The following is a 12,511-nucleotide window of genomic DNA, read 5'->3' as shown; positions in this document are numbered from 1 at the left end:
TGAGTAACAACTTGTTCATTAATCATTCGTCAATGGTCATTATTTCTGGGCTGTTCCGAATTTGATTACATCCCGGCCCGACTCAGCAATAATGCCTTGATCTCCGTTAAATATAATAGGTGTACGGAGCAACTCCGGATTTTGTGTAAGCAAGGTAAGCCAGTTATTGTCGTCAAAATCCATTCCATTGTACTTTTCTTTGTACATGTCAGATTCCCGGTCTACTAGTTCGCCAACGCTTACGCCTAACTTATTGGCAATTTCCATCAGCTGTGTGCTCGTAATATTGTCCTTAGTTAAGTCAATTTCGAGGCTGTGGGGTTTTAACGGACGGGCATAGCCTAAGGCCTCTTCATCCGAACGTTTGTTTCCTTTATAAAAGATGGTTACGGTTTGATTATTAAAATCCATGATTTCAGTATTTGAAGTGAATGTAAATGGGCAGACAACTAAACCTGAAAAGCAGCTAAGGTGTAGCTGCCCAATCATTTTTAGGTTGTACACCTTAACTAATTGTTGGTATATCCAATCCGCCTAAATGCGTCACATCATTGTACGATTCTACGGTAAACATGTTGCCCGAATAATGCAGCTTATACAAGCAAAGATTCTGGTGTTCGAATACATCCATACATTGAAGCGGGTAGTTAAGCATGAGGCAGAGAAACATGCGCATAGCCCGGCCATGCATACAGATGAGAATGTTTTTTTCTTCGGGACGAGATAGTATCAGATCCAGAACAGGTTTTTGGCGGGTTACTACATCTGTGGGGCTTTCTCCGCCATCTATGCGTAAATCTATCTCCCCTTTACTCCATGATTCAATAACCGAGTAATAGTAGGCATCTTCTTCGGGGGTAATTTTGGTTCCTTCCCGGTGCCCCCAGTTAATTTCATTCAGGCCAGCATGCTGTTCCCAGGGTATATTTTTATCTATAAACTGCTTCACCGATTGAATGCTGCGTTTCAAGGTAGAAGTATAGATTTTATCGAACGGGATGTGTTGATAATGTTCAAAAAAGGCTTGTGCTTGCTGCAATCCAAGTTCATTCAAATCAGAGTCTATACCCCCGCCCTGAACAATGCCCATGCGATTATAATTGGTTTGCCCGTGGCGTATAAGATATATCGTTTTCTGGTTCAAAGGACTAGTGTATTTATATTTAGAAGAAAGTGGGCAAAAATAGCAGGATTCTCTCAGATTCTGTATAGCCGCACCTACTAAATCCCATAGGCAGTTACAACAATTTTTCTTGAAGAAGCCTGATTCCTGTATTCACACAGGTAAATTCCCTGCCAGGTGCCCATATTAAGTTTGCCGCCAGTAATAGGTATGCTTACAGAAGAACCTACGAGTGATGCTTTTATATGAGCAGGCATATCGTCTGGCCCTTCGGTGTTGTGGCGGTAATACGGAGCATTTTCGGGTACCATCTGGTTGAAATGGCTTTCAAAATCTGCCCGTACCGTTGGGTCAGCATCTTCATTAATAGTTAAGCCCGCAGAGGTGTGTTTAATAAACACTTGCAAAATGCCTGTTTGTATGTGTGTAAGGTCTGTAAATTCTTTTACAATAGTATCTGTAATCAGGTGAAAACCTCGTTTATAGGCTGGTAAGCGTATTTCTTTCTGGAAGACAAGCATAGTAGCTGAAATTTGAAAATGTGAAAACAGGAAAAACGTAAAAATGAAGAAAGTGCGGCAGAACTTATGCATAGTACCCGGAAATTTGAATATTTACCTTAATTTTGGTGCGGGGGTAAGCACTTATTCTTTTTATCATGAGAAGTATATGGCCACCGGTTTAAAGAAAGTTTAGCAGCAACATCTTTTTCAGGATGGGATACATAATAGCATTTCCAAATTATTAAATTTTCATTTTCACATTTCCATATTTACTTGTATGTCAGTACATCGCCAGGAGATCAAAAGAATAACTACCCATATCTTGCAGGAGATGAAGGGCCGGGGAGAAAAAATTTCCATGCTTACCGCCTACGATTTTTCCATGGCCCGTATTGTAGATGGAGCCGGAATGGATATTATTCTGGTGGGCGATTCTGCTTCAAACGTGATGGCCGGGCATGAAACTACCTTGCCTATTACCCTGGATCAGATGATTTACCATGCGGCTTCGGTGGTGAGAGGAGTAAAAAGAGCTTTAGTGGTGGTAGATCTGCCTTTTGGTTCGTACCAGGGCAATTCATCTGAAGCGTTGCGGTCGACCATCCGGATCATGAAAGAATCCGGGGCGCATGCCATTAAACTGGAAGGCGGCATGGAAATAAAAGAATCAGTAATCCGGGTGCTGAGTGCTGGCGTACCAGTAATGGGCCATCTGGGATTAACTCCGCAGTCCATTTATAAATTTGGTACGTATGCCGTACGTGCCAGGGAAGAAGCAGAAGCCAACAAATTGATTGCCGATGCGAAAATGCTAGAAGAATGTGGATGTTTTGCTATTGTGTTGGAGAAAATACCTGCTATCCTGGCCAAACGGGTGGCGGAAGAAGTGAAAATTCCTATGATTGGCATCGGCGCAGGTCCTCACGTGGATGGACAGGTATTGGTGCTGCATGACCTGGTGGGCATTACCAAAGATTTTAATCCAAAGTTTCTGCGCCGCTACGCTGATGTACATACAATTATGACAGAAGCTGTCAGCCAATACATTGCGGATGTAAAGAACAAAGAATTTCCTACAGAACAAGAAGGATATTAGCTATAAAGACATACTGTTGCTTCAGGTGAAAAACTACCTCCTAGTCTGCTGAACTACGAATGGATATTTCCCAAGACAAAAGACTACCTATTTAAATCAGCAAAAATTAACTTAACTGTGTATGTTATGCCCGGTGCCGGCGATGCTTTTCGTGTTGTGTATGAAGATAACCACCTGATCGTGGTAAATAAACGAAGCGGAATTCTAGTACAAGGCGATAAAACCGGCGATGTTCCTTTGTTAGATCTGGTAAAAAGCTACATCAAAGAGAAATATAACAAACCGGGAGACGTATTTCTGGGAACCGTACACCGCCTGGACCGGCCAGTAAGTGGATTAGTTGTATTTGCCCGTACCTCCAAAGCGTTGCAGCGGATGAATGAATTATTTAAAAGCCGGGAAATTAAAAAAATATATTGGGCTGTGGTTACCCGCAAACCTGCTGCCCTACAAGGAGAATTGGTACACTGGCTGGTAAAAAATGAGCAAAAAAATATAACTACGGCCTATGCCAGAGAAGTTCCGGGCAGTTTACAGGCCCGCCTGCATTACCGCTTGCAAACTCAGCTGTCAGGAAATTACTTACTGGAAGTAAATCCAGTTACCGGAAGACCGCATCAAATTCGGGTACAGTTGGCCAGTATGGGCTGCCCCATCCGTGGAGATAGCAAATATGGCGGTGTGCCAGTACAACCGGAGGGACGGATTTACCTGCATGCCCGGCAGCTGGAATTTATTCATCCGGTAAAGAAAGAGCAAATTGTCTGTATGGCTCCACTGCCAGAAGATGTACTCTGGAAACAATTTGAAAAATCCTAAGGAAGCTCTAATTTACGTCTATAGCAATAGTGGTAAGTATTAGTAATACAACACACAAACACATGCAAGAGGATAATTTCTTATATAAACTACAAAAACGGTGGGGAGTTAACAGTATCTGGCAAGTGCTGGTTATCCTTCTGGTGTTTGCTCTCACCGGTTTTTCGTCGATGTATATTAAACGGCCTGTTTTTGCGTTACTGGGCATAGATGCCGATACACCCTTCTGGATTAGAACGCTTGTCTGGATGGTCACTATTCTGCCGGCTTACCAGGTGTTGCTGCTGATGTATGGCTTTTTGTTAGGCCAGTTTGCTTTCTTCTGGAAGTTCGAAAAAAGAATGTTACATGGCATAAAAAAAATCTTTACCCGGTAAAACTTTATATAGGCCGAAACAGTATTATGTTATATTAATTTGCCAATAAAATGCACTATATTTATATCTGTCAGGTAAAAATAGCGTATCTTGCACAATAAGTACTGACATAGGTGTTTGATTAACTGAGTAGTTCGAGAAGTCGATTTGTTTAACCACAACCTGCGCATCCTTTCCCCAAAAGGCTGTTAGGGCGATAAATCCTATTCCTATGTCTATTGAAGAATGCTATCAGATTCTGGATCTTCCGCCAGGAGCATCTACCGAGGAGATCAAACGTGCCTACCGGAAACAAGCGAAGGCCTTTCATCCGGATATTAATCATTCAGCCGATGCACTTGTGGAATTCCTGCGCGTGAGCCAGGCATACCAACTACTTTCCAATAATTATTATTACAATTCAGGTTGGGTATTTTATCAGCAGCAAACCTACTATTCCTACCGGCAGGAAACCCCTCAGGAGAAAGCGGCCCGTTTTGCTAAAATGCAGTACGAAGAGTTTAAGCGGAATAATGAACTATTCAAGCAATCCAGCTGGTATATGCCGTTTAAGATTATTACATATCTGGTTTGCCTGATGGGTGCACTGATTGCTGTTGGTTTTATGGTGGCTCCTTTTCTGATGATGTTCGAAAATCAGATAATGGCCCTGTATATGTTTCCGGTTATTTTCGTAGGTATAGCGGCAATGAGCAGTGTGTTTAAATTAACCAACGAGGTAAGCCAGTATTTTTAGTAAACACCTAAACCCAAACAACGCTTGATGAAACAACTATACACCTTTATTTAATTCTACTTCATTGACATTTCTAGCTCCTTATTTCTCCCGTCTATGGGGAGCAGGGATTGTATTGTTTTTTATTAGCTACCCTTTGCAGGCAAATCGTATTTTTTACACACTCTATTTGCTTAGATTCTTTTGTAAATTTATGTATTACATTTTAAAGGGTTTTGTAAAATTATTTTTTACTTTTTGTTGCGTATTTAAAGTTTAAGTGTTAATGTTGCATGGTAGTTTACATAATAGGAAAGCAAAGTAGCTAGAGGAAGAGTTGAACTACATCTTTAAGAGAGCATATACCTCATAGAACTTGCAACAATAAACTTATGGAAACCTCTAAACATTTAACTTTCACTTATTATTTTCTATCGTATTTGGTACTTGGCGTGATGTTTATTTTAGTATTAGCTGCTTGATTCTGTAAAAAGCCAACAAATTACTCATATACCCATAAACCAAAATCCAATAGATCAGCTTATGTAGCAAATAAGGTTACATAGCTTGTAGCTATCAATTTATTCCCTATAGACCCGGATCTCTGCAGAGGCCGGGTTTTTTATTGGATAACGTATGTTAAATTATGTATTTGGTAGGAGTCTGTAGAATAAATTGTTTTTACATCTTTGTGAAATGTGCCTGTCTGAAAATGTACATTATAGTTGCTGCAAAAGCGGAGATTTTAAGAAAAGATCACCTTTCATTTAGTACTTAGCCAATTTGCCCGCTCTTCCATTAAGTCGATGATCTTTTTTAGATACATTATTTCTTTGGTGGCCAATGCTAATTCAGCTTTTGTTTTTGCCAGCTCAGAAGCTAGTTCAGTATAAGCTTCCTCAGTAGGTAGGCTACTAGTTGTGGGTTTATTGTCAGGCGTTTCTAGTACCTGTTGTGCAGCAGGCTTTATATAATATTGAAAAAAATCGTGTTCCAGTAATTCAGAAATGCGGATCAGTAAGCCAGTATCAATATTGGTACGTTCAAAAATGCGGTAAACGTTCTGCCTGACCATGCCAAGTTTATCTGCAAAATCTCCGATTTTGATTCCGCTTGCATCAAACACCTCCTTAATTTTCTGACCAATAGCCACTTCGTTATGCAGTGATTCCATAGGCAAAAACATAGTTTCTTAACGTGAACTTAGGCATGTTCTACAAAAGTAGGGAAAAGGAATGTAAATAAAAATTTTACAAATGAAATACTTGTATTATAAAAGTTAACATCCTCGGTAAAAGAATTAAAAAAAGTTTTGGGTATAGGGTTACTTGCATTCCGGCCTTTCATAAAGCTCAACATGCAAACAGACCTTAGTTCTCAATGCTTTGCACCCGTCAAAAATTTATTCTATAGCTAACAATCGAACACATAAAACAATAAACTATTTCCTAGTATATGAAAAGCAAATTCCGTATTATTCTTAAATGGACTCTCCGCGTAGTAGGGGCACTGGTACTTTTGTTACTGGCGGCTTATGGCGTAATTTATTATCAATCTGAACAGAGGCTAAATCAGGTATACCAGGTTACGCCTGTGAAACTGGCCATTCCTACCGACTCGGCTAGTCTGGCATTGGGTGAACACATATTAGCCATCAGAGGATGTCAGGACTGCCATGGAAAAGATCTGGCAGGAAAAGTATTTATTGATGATCCGGGTCTGGGCCAAGTAGTTGCTTCTAATTTAACCTCTGGAAAAGGCGGAATTGGCAAAATTTTTACTCCTGAAGATTGGGTAAAAGCCATTCGTCATGGAGTTGGTACAGATAATAAACCATTACTGGTTATGCCTTCTAATGAGTTCTTTCCTATGAGCAATGCTGACCTAGCAAATTTGATAGGCTATCTGAAAAGCTTACCTCCAGTAGATAATGAATTGCCTGTACATAATCTGAAACCACTGGCCAGAGTATTATACATTGCCGGCCCTCTTTCTATGCTCACCAGTGCACAAAAAATTGATCATACCCAAGAGGTAGTAGATAAAATAGAACCTGCCGTAAATGCGGAATATGGAAAATATTTGGCTGTTGGCTGCTCTGGTTGCCATGGTCAAGACTTTAAAGGTCAGGAGATGCCCATTCCAGGTATGAAAGCATCCGCCAACATTACATCTACCGGCGATTTAGGTAAATGGACAGAAGAACAGTTTATGACTGTATTGAAAACAGGGAAGCGTCCGGATGGCCGGCAGATAGATAACAAAGACATGCCTTGGGAAGCGACTAAAAACTTCAAAGATGACGAAATGAAAGCCATCTTCCGGTATTTGCAAACACTGCCAGGCAGCCAGAATTTGCAAACAAGCGCAGAGTAAGTCTGCTTACAGGAGAGTTTAAAGAATAACCATGCTATAAGGATTCTAACAATATAAATGGCTGATTAGTAAATTTTCTGTGCAAACTAAAAGAGTAGCATTTAGCTACTCTTTTTCATTTTTACCTATAGCTATTAAGTTAATAAAGGTCGTCATAAGAATGCCAAGATGGAACAATTTATGCCTCTTTAGCAAGTTTCGTTAGTTCAATAAAATCAGCGACGCTAAGCTGCTCCGCCCGCTTATCTAGCAAAGGATGTGTGTGCATAGATTCTGGCAGATGCAAAGGTTTTAACGCATTCCGCAACGTTTTTCGCCGGTTATTAAACCCTTGTTTCACTACCTGCTTGAATAGCTTTTCGTCACAGTCTAATTTTTCAACACTGTTCCGTAACAACCGGATAACCCCGGATTTTACTTTGGGAGGCGGATCAAACACCCCTTCATGGACTGTAAATTTATACTCGATAGTATAATATGCTTGAAGCAGCACACTCAGTATACCATACTCTTTATTGCCAGGAGGGGAGGCTAGCCGTTGAGCTACTTCTCTTTGCAGCATACACACCACCTCAGGCACCTTATTTTTATGATCCAGAATATTAAATAAAATCTGCGAGGAAATATTGTAGGGGAAGTTCCCAATTATGGCAAAAGGTTCATCAAACAACGTATCCAGATTTAACCTCAGAAAGTCGCCCTGAATGATGCGGTTTTGCAGTTGTGGATATTTTTTCTTCAGATACACAATGGATTCCGCATCAATATCTATCAGGTGGGTTTCGTAGTCAGGCCGGGTAATGAGAAAATCGGTAAGCACACCCATGCCAGGGCCAATTTCCAGTACCTTTGTATACCCGCCATGCAGGGATAATAAATTTACAATGTTTTCGGCTATCTGCTTATCTTTTAAGAAGTGCTGACCTAAATGTTTTTTGGGTTTTACTTTCATGAACAGGCGATTGAGTGAAACGTGACATATAACAGCAAAGAGAATGGGTTAGCGATACTTTCTTTCCGTTTCTCACGCATTCATTGGTTAATTTGCTATATTGCACCCCCAAAAATAAGGAAGTTTAAGCACAGGCAAATTTAAATTTCACACTTGCCCGGCCGGGTAGGTTTCCTGGAACGTTTCTATCTACTCATAACATACTATGTCTATCACAATCTCTTATATATCGTCGCTTTCTGATAAAGAATCCACAGCGCTGCTGTTCACCGATGGGTCGGCAGTTTCTGGATTTTACAAAAGCGAACCCGAAAAAGAATATGTAGAAAAAGGATTATCTGCTGAGACAGCCCTGATTTCCATTAATCAATACGTAAAACAACTTTTTTTTATTAAACCGAAAGCAGAAAATATAGCCTATCGCCGCAAAGAGAATTTACGTAAAACTGGAGCCGACCTATTTAAACAAGTAAGTCAGCTAAAACTGGAATCTTTACAATTGGCCTCTTTCACAGACGATCCGGAAGATGTACTGGCTTTATGCGAAGGTTTAATGCTTGGCAGTTATGATTTTCTCAAATACAAGACTGACAAAGACAAAAAAGAGACAAAACTGAAACAAATCAGGCTTTATGGGAAAGGACTAACACAAGAGAGAGTAGAAGAAATACGTAACTTAATCGAAGCTACCTGCATTGCCCGCGATCTGGTGAATGAGCCGGTTATTTACCTGACTGCTGAACAATTAAGTGAAGATATTAGCCAACTTGGAGAAGAAGCCGGGTTTGCTGTAGAAGTATTAAATGAAAGCAAAATCGCCAGCCTGAAAATGGGCGGCTTACTGGCCGTGAATCTGGGTAGCCCTAATCCCCCTACTTTTAATATACTTGAATATAAGCCCTCGGATGCAAAAAACAGTCAGCCGTATATTCTCGTTGGCAAAGGCGTAGTATACGATACAGGTGGCTTAAGCCTGAAACCTACCCCAAATTCTATGGATCTGATGAAGAGTGATATGGCGGGTGCGGCGGCCGTGGTAGGAGCGATGTATGCCCTGGCTAAAAATCAGGTACCTGTACACGTAGTGGGCCTGATTCCGGCTACTGAAAACCGCCCCGATGGAAATGCCATTACACCTGGGGATGTTATTACCATGTACAGCGGCAAAACTGTAGAGGTGCTAAACACGGATGCTGAAGGAAGGCTCATTCTGGCAGATGCTTTGCATTTTGCTGCCAAATACAATCCGCAGTTAGTAATAGACCTGGCCACACTAACTGGTTCGGCCGCCAAAGCCATCGGCAAAGAAGGTATTGTCTACATGGGCACTGCTTCTGATGAGATAAAAAAAGCATTTGAGGCAAGTGGCAACGAAGTATACGAACGCCTGGTAGAGTTTCCTCTGTGGGAGGAGTATGGTAGCCAGATAGAATCCGGTATTGCAGATATTAAAAACCTGGGTGGGCCAGATGCCGGGGCCATTACAGCTGGCAAGTTTCTGGAGCATTTTATCAGCTATCCTTGGCTGCATCTGGATATTGCTGGCGGGGCTTTCCTGACAAGTCCGGATAGTTACCGGGGAAAAAATGGAACAGGCCTGGGCGTGCGTTTGCTGTATCATTTTCTGAAGTCAAGCGTAGGTTAAGTGAAAATGGTGTAGTGCATTTTCTAAATCTTAAATTTTAAAATTATTACATTCCTGTATGTCTGAACACAAACCGATTATTGGGATAACCCTTGGCGATTTTAATGGAGTAGGCCCAGAAGTTACCTTAAAAGCCCTTTCTAACAATACCATATTAAAAATGTGTACACCGGTAATTTATGGTTCGGTAAAGGTGCTTTCTAAATACCGTAAACTGCTGAATCTGGAGGAGTGGACCTTGCATCCGGTGAAAAGCATTGACCAGATAAGCCCTAAACGGACCAATGTTCTTAACTGCTGGAACGAAAATCTGGAGATACAACCTGGTAAAGTAACCGCAGAAGCCGGACAGAACGCCTTTATTGCGTTGAAGTCGGCGGTTGCAGATTTGCAGAATAAACACATAGATGCCATTGTCACGGCACCTATCAATAAATTTAATATTCAGAACGAAGAGTTTAAGTTTGCCGGGCATACAGAATATTTTACCCAATCATTTGGCGTGCAAGACAGCCTGATGTTGCTGGTAAGCGAAGGTTTGCGGGTAGGGGTAGTTACCGGGCATATACCTTTGGGAGCTGTAAAAGAGTCGATTACGAAAGAAAAAATTATAAGCAAGGCCACTATCTTGCTGCAAACACTGAAGCGTGATTTTGGAATTCAGAAACCTAAGATTGCTTTGCTTGGCTTAAATCCCCATGCTGGGGAAGAAGGTTTACTGGGAAATGAAGAGCAGGAGATTATTACCCCGGTTATCCAGGAATTGAAACACAAAGGAAATATGGTATTTGGACCCTTTCCTGCAGACGGCTTTTTTGGCACCATGAGCTACAAAAAATATGATGCCGTACTAGCCATGTACCACGACCAGGGACTTATTCCATTTAAAACGATTGCGTTTGAAAGTGGTGTCAATTATACAGCTGGTTTGCCCATTGTGCGGACCTCACCAGACCATGGTACAGCCTACAACATTTCCGGAAAAAATGTAGCCAGCGAAACCTCTATGCGTGAAGCCATCTTCCTGGCCATAGACATTGTAAACATGCGGAAAGAGGTGATAGCCGTGTAACTTAGTTTCTCCGGCTACAAAATGACAAAGCAGCCTAGTAAGAAAAATCCGTTTCAGCTGTTTTAATATATTATCATCCAACCTCAATCCTGTTAGGTTTTTGAAACCTAACAGGGTTGAGCATAGAAGTAGGTAAGCAGTTGCTGTTAAATTATAGCAGGGTACAACAGGCTTTATCTGACCACATAGCAAATAAGATGGAAATATGAACCCTCTTCCTTGATTTTATCTCTGATCTTATAGACCACATCCATTTTTACATTTCTATCTATTTTAAGCATCACTATTTTATGACGCGTATGGATGTGGAAAGATTGGTGAAGAAACAAGGGTATCAGGTCGTAATCAATAAAAACGTCATTTACCTGGATAGAATATTTTGAAGTACTAAAACATCTGATTGGGTCTAGCGGCTCACCTACAAAAATCCATGGTGCTTCTCCATAAATTTCTTTACCCGTTAATTTTTGTGCCGACTTGAATGAATTTGGCACATGTATTTTTACAAATAAAGAGTTTGGGCGAAAAGTTGTGTATAAGACAAAAAAGCTACATAGGAGTAAAGGCAGTAAATAAAAATACTGGATGCCGGTATTAGCATATTTTTGTGACGTTTTGGAGTGGTGCATCATAGGTTTCATAGACAAACTTTTACCTATGATGCATGGCTTACTCATTTTCCACAGCCAGCAAGCCTTTAGGGGCTATAAAATGTTGGAGTTGTTCATACGTGAAGTAAATTTCGCCATCTGGCTCTAAAGCCAGAGCTGCATGTGGGAATCCAAAGGAATAGTAAAAGGTAATTCCATCTGCATGTAGGGTAAAATTTTGCAAATCTGCTTTTGTAAACTGTTTATCAGCTAAAAGCTCATTGGCCCATTCTGTCTCATCCATGCCAGCTACTTCTTTCTTTGTTTCACTAATCCGGCTTTGCAAAATAGTATTGGCCAGTTTTGTCAACTCATCTAAAGCAGCAGGGGCAAATAACTGATCTACTGATATAAGCTCACCGGTTTGCGTATTAAAATTAAAGTATTTGCTACTGAACGAAGAATAAGCTCCCAGCCATTCATTTACCACTGTAAGGCTCAACATGCCATGCTTGTTATAGTTTATTACATAACTGCTGTTCACCAGTCCGCAGGCACATTCAGCAAAATTCTTTTTAATGGCTTCTTCCGTATCGTCGGTGAGGTTTTGAATAGAAAGCTGCTCATTCATTTTAGTAACCACTTGGGAGGTATGCTTACCCTGAACTCTGGGAAAAGAAAAATCAGCCAGGCGGTTATCTGTACCCTGTACAGAAAAACTATATTCGGTGATCTCTACGCCTGCCGTGGAATTTGCTGTTGAGTTTTCTTTTACGAAGAAAGGTAACTGTTTGCTACTATCCGGTTTTCGCCAATGACCGGTAAGTTCTGAATTGGCAACTAAGGTGCCTTCAAAAATTCCGGTTACGTTGCCTTTTGCATCCGTCTCTTTCAGAAAAAGTGTACCCTCTTCGTTTAGTTCGCCGGAGAGAGAAATGGGTTGTTTTACCTTGTTGTAAAAATAGGTGCCGCTCAATTGCTTACCTTGCCGGGTCAGGTTTAGGGTAATGTCATAGTTACCATCTATCTTGCCATAAAATGTTTTAGAGAATGATGCCTCTGGCTCCGGCTGGCTGATTTGGGTAACAGGTGTGGAGGTATGGGTAGAAACGTTATGTTGGGGCTCTTTTTGTTCAGAACACCCGGCTAATCCGGTAACTAAGCAAGCAGTAGTTACTAGGAAGGGTAACAATTTATACATAAAAATTAGACAGAATAACAAGCCAAAAAGGCTTACTCAGGT

At 40.9% G+C, this 12,511-nt stretch carries 14 protein-coding genes; 7 read left to right on the top strand and 7 right to left on the bottom strand.

The window, feature by feature from the left end:
• Positions 1-39: 39 nt before the first annotated feature.
• The 3 genes from Q0590_RS15700 to Q0590_RS15690 form a co-directional block, all read right to left on the bottom strand.
• Positions 40-411: an arsenate reductase family protein gene (locus Q0590_RS15700; RefSeq protein ID WP_302038518.1), complete on the bottom strand. Its 372-nt coding sequence runs from the start codon at positions 409-411 to the stop codon at positions 40-42.
• A 94-nt stretch (positions 412-505) separates the two neighbouring features.
• Positions 506-1,144 (bottom strand): histidine phosphatase family protein, encoded by a 639-nt coding sequence (locus tag Q0590_RS15695; protein ID WP_302038517.1) that lies wholly within the window; start codon positions 1,142-1,144, stop codon positions 506-508.
• Between the two features lie 77 nt (positions 1,145-1,221).
• Positions 1,222-1,644, bottom strand: a complete 423-nt coding sequence (locus Q0590_RS15690) for a secondary thiamine-phosphate synthase enzyme YjbQ (protein WP_302038516.1) — start codon at positions 1,642-1,644, stop codon at positions 1,222-1,224.
• A gap of 259 nt (positions 1,645-1,903) precedes the next feature.
• Here Q0590_RS15690 and panB point away from each other — a divergent pair, with 259 nt between their 5' ends.
• The 4 genes from panB to Q0590_RS15670 all read left to right on the top strand — a co-directional run bounded on the left by panB (position 1,904) and on the right by Q0590_RS15670 (position 4,654).
• Positions 1,904-2,722 (top strand): 3-methyl-2-oxobutanoate hydroxymethyltransferase, encoded by an 819-nt coding sequence (panB, locus tag Q0590_RS15685; protein WP_302038515.1) that lies wholly within the window; start codon positions 1,904-1,906, stop codon positions 2,720-2,722.
• A 126-nt stretch (positions 2,723-2,848) separates the two neighbouring features.
• Positions 2,849-3,541, top strand: coding sequence for an RluA family pseudouridine synthase (locus Q0590_RS15680; RefSeq protein ID WP_302038514.1), 693 nt, complete (start codon positions 2,849-2,851; stop codon positions 3,539-3,541).
• 62 nt (positions 3,542-3,603) lie between these two features.
• Positions 3,604-3,918 (top strand): DUF6787 family protein, encoded by a 315-nt coding sequence (locus Q0590_RS15675; RefSeq protein WP_302038513.1) that lies wholly within the window; start codon positions 3,604-3,606, stop codon positions 3,916-3,918.
• Between the two features lie 211 nt (positions 3,919-4,129).
• Positions 4,130-4,654 carry a J domain-containing protein gene (locus tag Q0590_RS15670; protein ID WP_302038512.1) on the top strand — a complete coding sequence of 175 codons (525 nt, stop codon included), beginning with the start codon at positions 4,130-4,132 and terminating at the stop codon, positions 4,652-4,654.
• Positions 4,655-5,396: 742 nt separating this feature from the next.
• Here Q0590_RS15670 and Q0590_RS15665 read toward each other — a convergent pair.
• On the bottom strand, positions 5,397-5,807 hold the full coding sequence (locus tag Q0590_RS15665) for a helix-turn-helix domain-containing protein (RefSeq protein WP_302038511.1): 411 nt from the start codon (positions 5,805-5,807) through the stop codon (positions 5,397-5,399).
• A gap of 281 nt (positions 5,808-6,088) precedes the next feature.
• Between Q0590_RS15665 and Q0590_RS15660 the strand changes: the two genes are divergently transcribed.
• Entirely contained in the window at positions 6,089-7,009 is a 921-nt protein-coding gene (locus tag Q0590_RS15660; protein WP_302038510.1) for a c-type cytochrome, read from the top strand.
• Positions 7,010-7,187: 178 nt separating this feature from the next.
• Here Q0590_RS15660 and rsmA read toward each other — a convergent pair whose 3' ends face one another.
• A complete protein-coding gene (gene rsmA / locus Q0590_RS15655; RefSeq protein WP_302038509.1) occupies positions 7,188-7,961 on the bottom strand; it encodes a 16S rRNA (adenine(1518)-N(6)/adenine(1519)-N(6))-dimethyltransferase RsmA in 774 nt (257 codons plus the stop codon).
• A gap of 205 nt (positions 7,962-8,166) precedes the next feature.
• Between rsmA and Q0590_RS15650 the strand changes: the two genes are divergently transcribed.
• Both Q0590_RS15650 and pdxA read left to right on the top strand, forming a co-directional pair.
• Positions 8,167-9,606: a leucyl aminopeptidase family protein gene (locus tag Q0590_RS15650; RefSeq protein WP_302038508.1), complete on the top strand. Its 1,440-nt coding sequence runs from the start codon at positions 8,167-8,169 to the stop codon at positions 9,604-9,606.
• A 58-nt stretch (positions 9,607-9,664) separates the two neighbouring features.
• The gene (gene pdxA / locus Q0590_RS15645; RefSeq protein WP_302038507.1) at positions 9,665-10,678 is read left to right on the top strand and encodes a 4-hydroxythreonine-4-phosphate dehydrogenase PdxA; all 1,014 of its coding nucleotides are present in this window, start codon (positions 9,665-9,667) and stop codon (positions 10,676-10,678) included.
• Positions 10,679-10,851: 173 nt separating this feature from the next.
• Here pdxA and Q0590_RS15640 read toward each other — a convergent pair whose 3' ends face one another.
• On the bottom strand, positions 10,852-11,310 hold the full coding sequence (locus Q0590_RS15640; RefSeq protein ID WP_302038506.1) for a hypothetical protein: 459 nt from the start codon (positions 11,308-11,310) through the stop codon (positions 10,852-10,854).
• A 37-nt stretch (positions 11,311-11,347) separates the two neighbouring features.
• Positions 11,348-12,469: a porin family protein gene (locus Q0590_RS15635; protein WP_302038505.1), complete on the bottom strand. Its 1,122-nt coding sequence runs from the start codon at positions 12,467-12,469 to the stop codon at positions 11,348-11,350.
• Positions 12,470-12,511 lie beyond the last annotated feature (42 nt).

This window comes from Rhodocytophaga aerolata (assembly GCF_030503435.1).
GTDB classification, from domain to species: domain Bacteria; phylum Bacteroidota; class Bacteroidia; order Cytophagales; family 172606-1; genus Rhodocytophaga; species Rhodocytophaga aerolata.
Note: the sequence above shows the minus strand (reverse complement) of the source record. Positions and strands in the feature narration are given on the sequence as shown.

Bases quoted from the DNA above. Each gene is read 5' to 3' on its own strand.
- Q0590_RS15670 (WP_302038512.1), top strand. From the start codon at position 4,130: ATGTCTATTGAAGAATGCTATCAGATTCTGGATCTTCCGCCAGGAGCA.
- Q0590_RS15690 (WP_302038516.1), bottom strand. From the start codon at position 1,644: ATGCTTGTCTTCCAGAAAGAAATACGCTTACCAGCCTATAAACGAGGT.
- Q0590_RS15665 (WP_302038511.1), bottom strand. From the start codon at position 5,807: ATGGAATCACTGCATAACGAAGTGGCTATTGGTCAGAAAATTAAGGAG.
- pdxA (WP_302038507.1), top strand. From the start codon at position 9,665: ATGTCTGAACACAAACCGATTATTGGGATAACCCTTGGCGATTTTAAT.
- Q0590_RS15635 (WP_302038505.1), bottom strand. From the start codon at position 12,469: ATGTATAAATTGTTACCCTTCCTAGTAACTACTGCTTGCTTAGTTACC.
- Q0590_RS15650 (WP_302038508.1), top strand. From the start codon at position 8,167: ATGTCTATCACAATCTCTTATATATCGTCGCTTTCTGATAAAGAATCC.
- rsmA (WP_302038509.1), bottom strand. From the start codon at position 7,961: ATGAAAGTAAAACCCAAAAAACATTTAGGTCAGCACTTCTTAAAAGAT.
- Q0590_RS15675 (WP_302038513.1), top strand. From the start codon at position 3,604: ATGCAAGAGGATAATTTCTTATATAAACTACAAAAACGGTGGGGAGTT.
- Q0590_RS15660 (WP_302038510.1), top strand. From the start codon at position 6,089: ATGAAAAGCAAATTCCGTATTATTCTTAAATGGACTCTCCGCGTAGTA.
- Q0590_RS15700 (WP_302038518.1), bottom strand. From the start codon at position 411: ATGGATTTTAATAATCAAACCGTAACCATCTTTTATAAAGGAAACAAA.
- Q0590_RS15680 (WP_302038514.1), top strand. From the start codon at position 2,849: ATGCCCGGTGCCGGCGATGCTTTTCGTGTTGTGTATGAAGATAACCAC.
- panB (WP_302038515.1), top strand. From the start codon at position 1,904: ATGTCAGTACATCGCCAGGAGATCAAAAGAATAACTACCCATATCTTG.
- Q0590_RS15640 (WP_302038506.1), bottom strand. From the start codon at position 11,310: ATGATGCACCACTCCAAAACGTCACAAAAATATGCTAATACCGGCATC.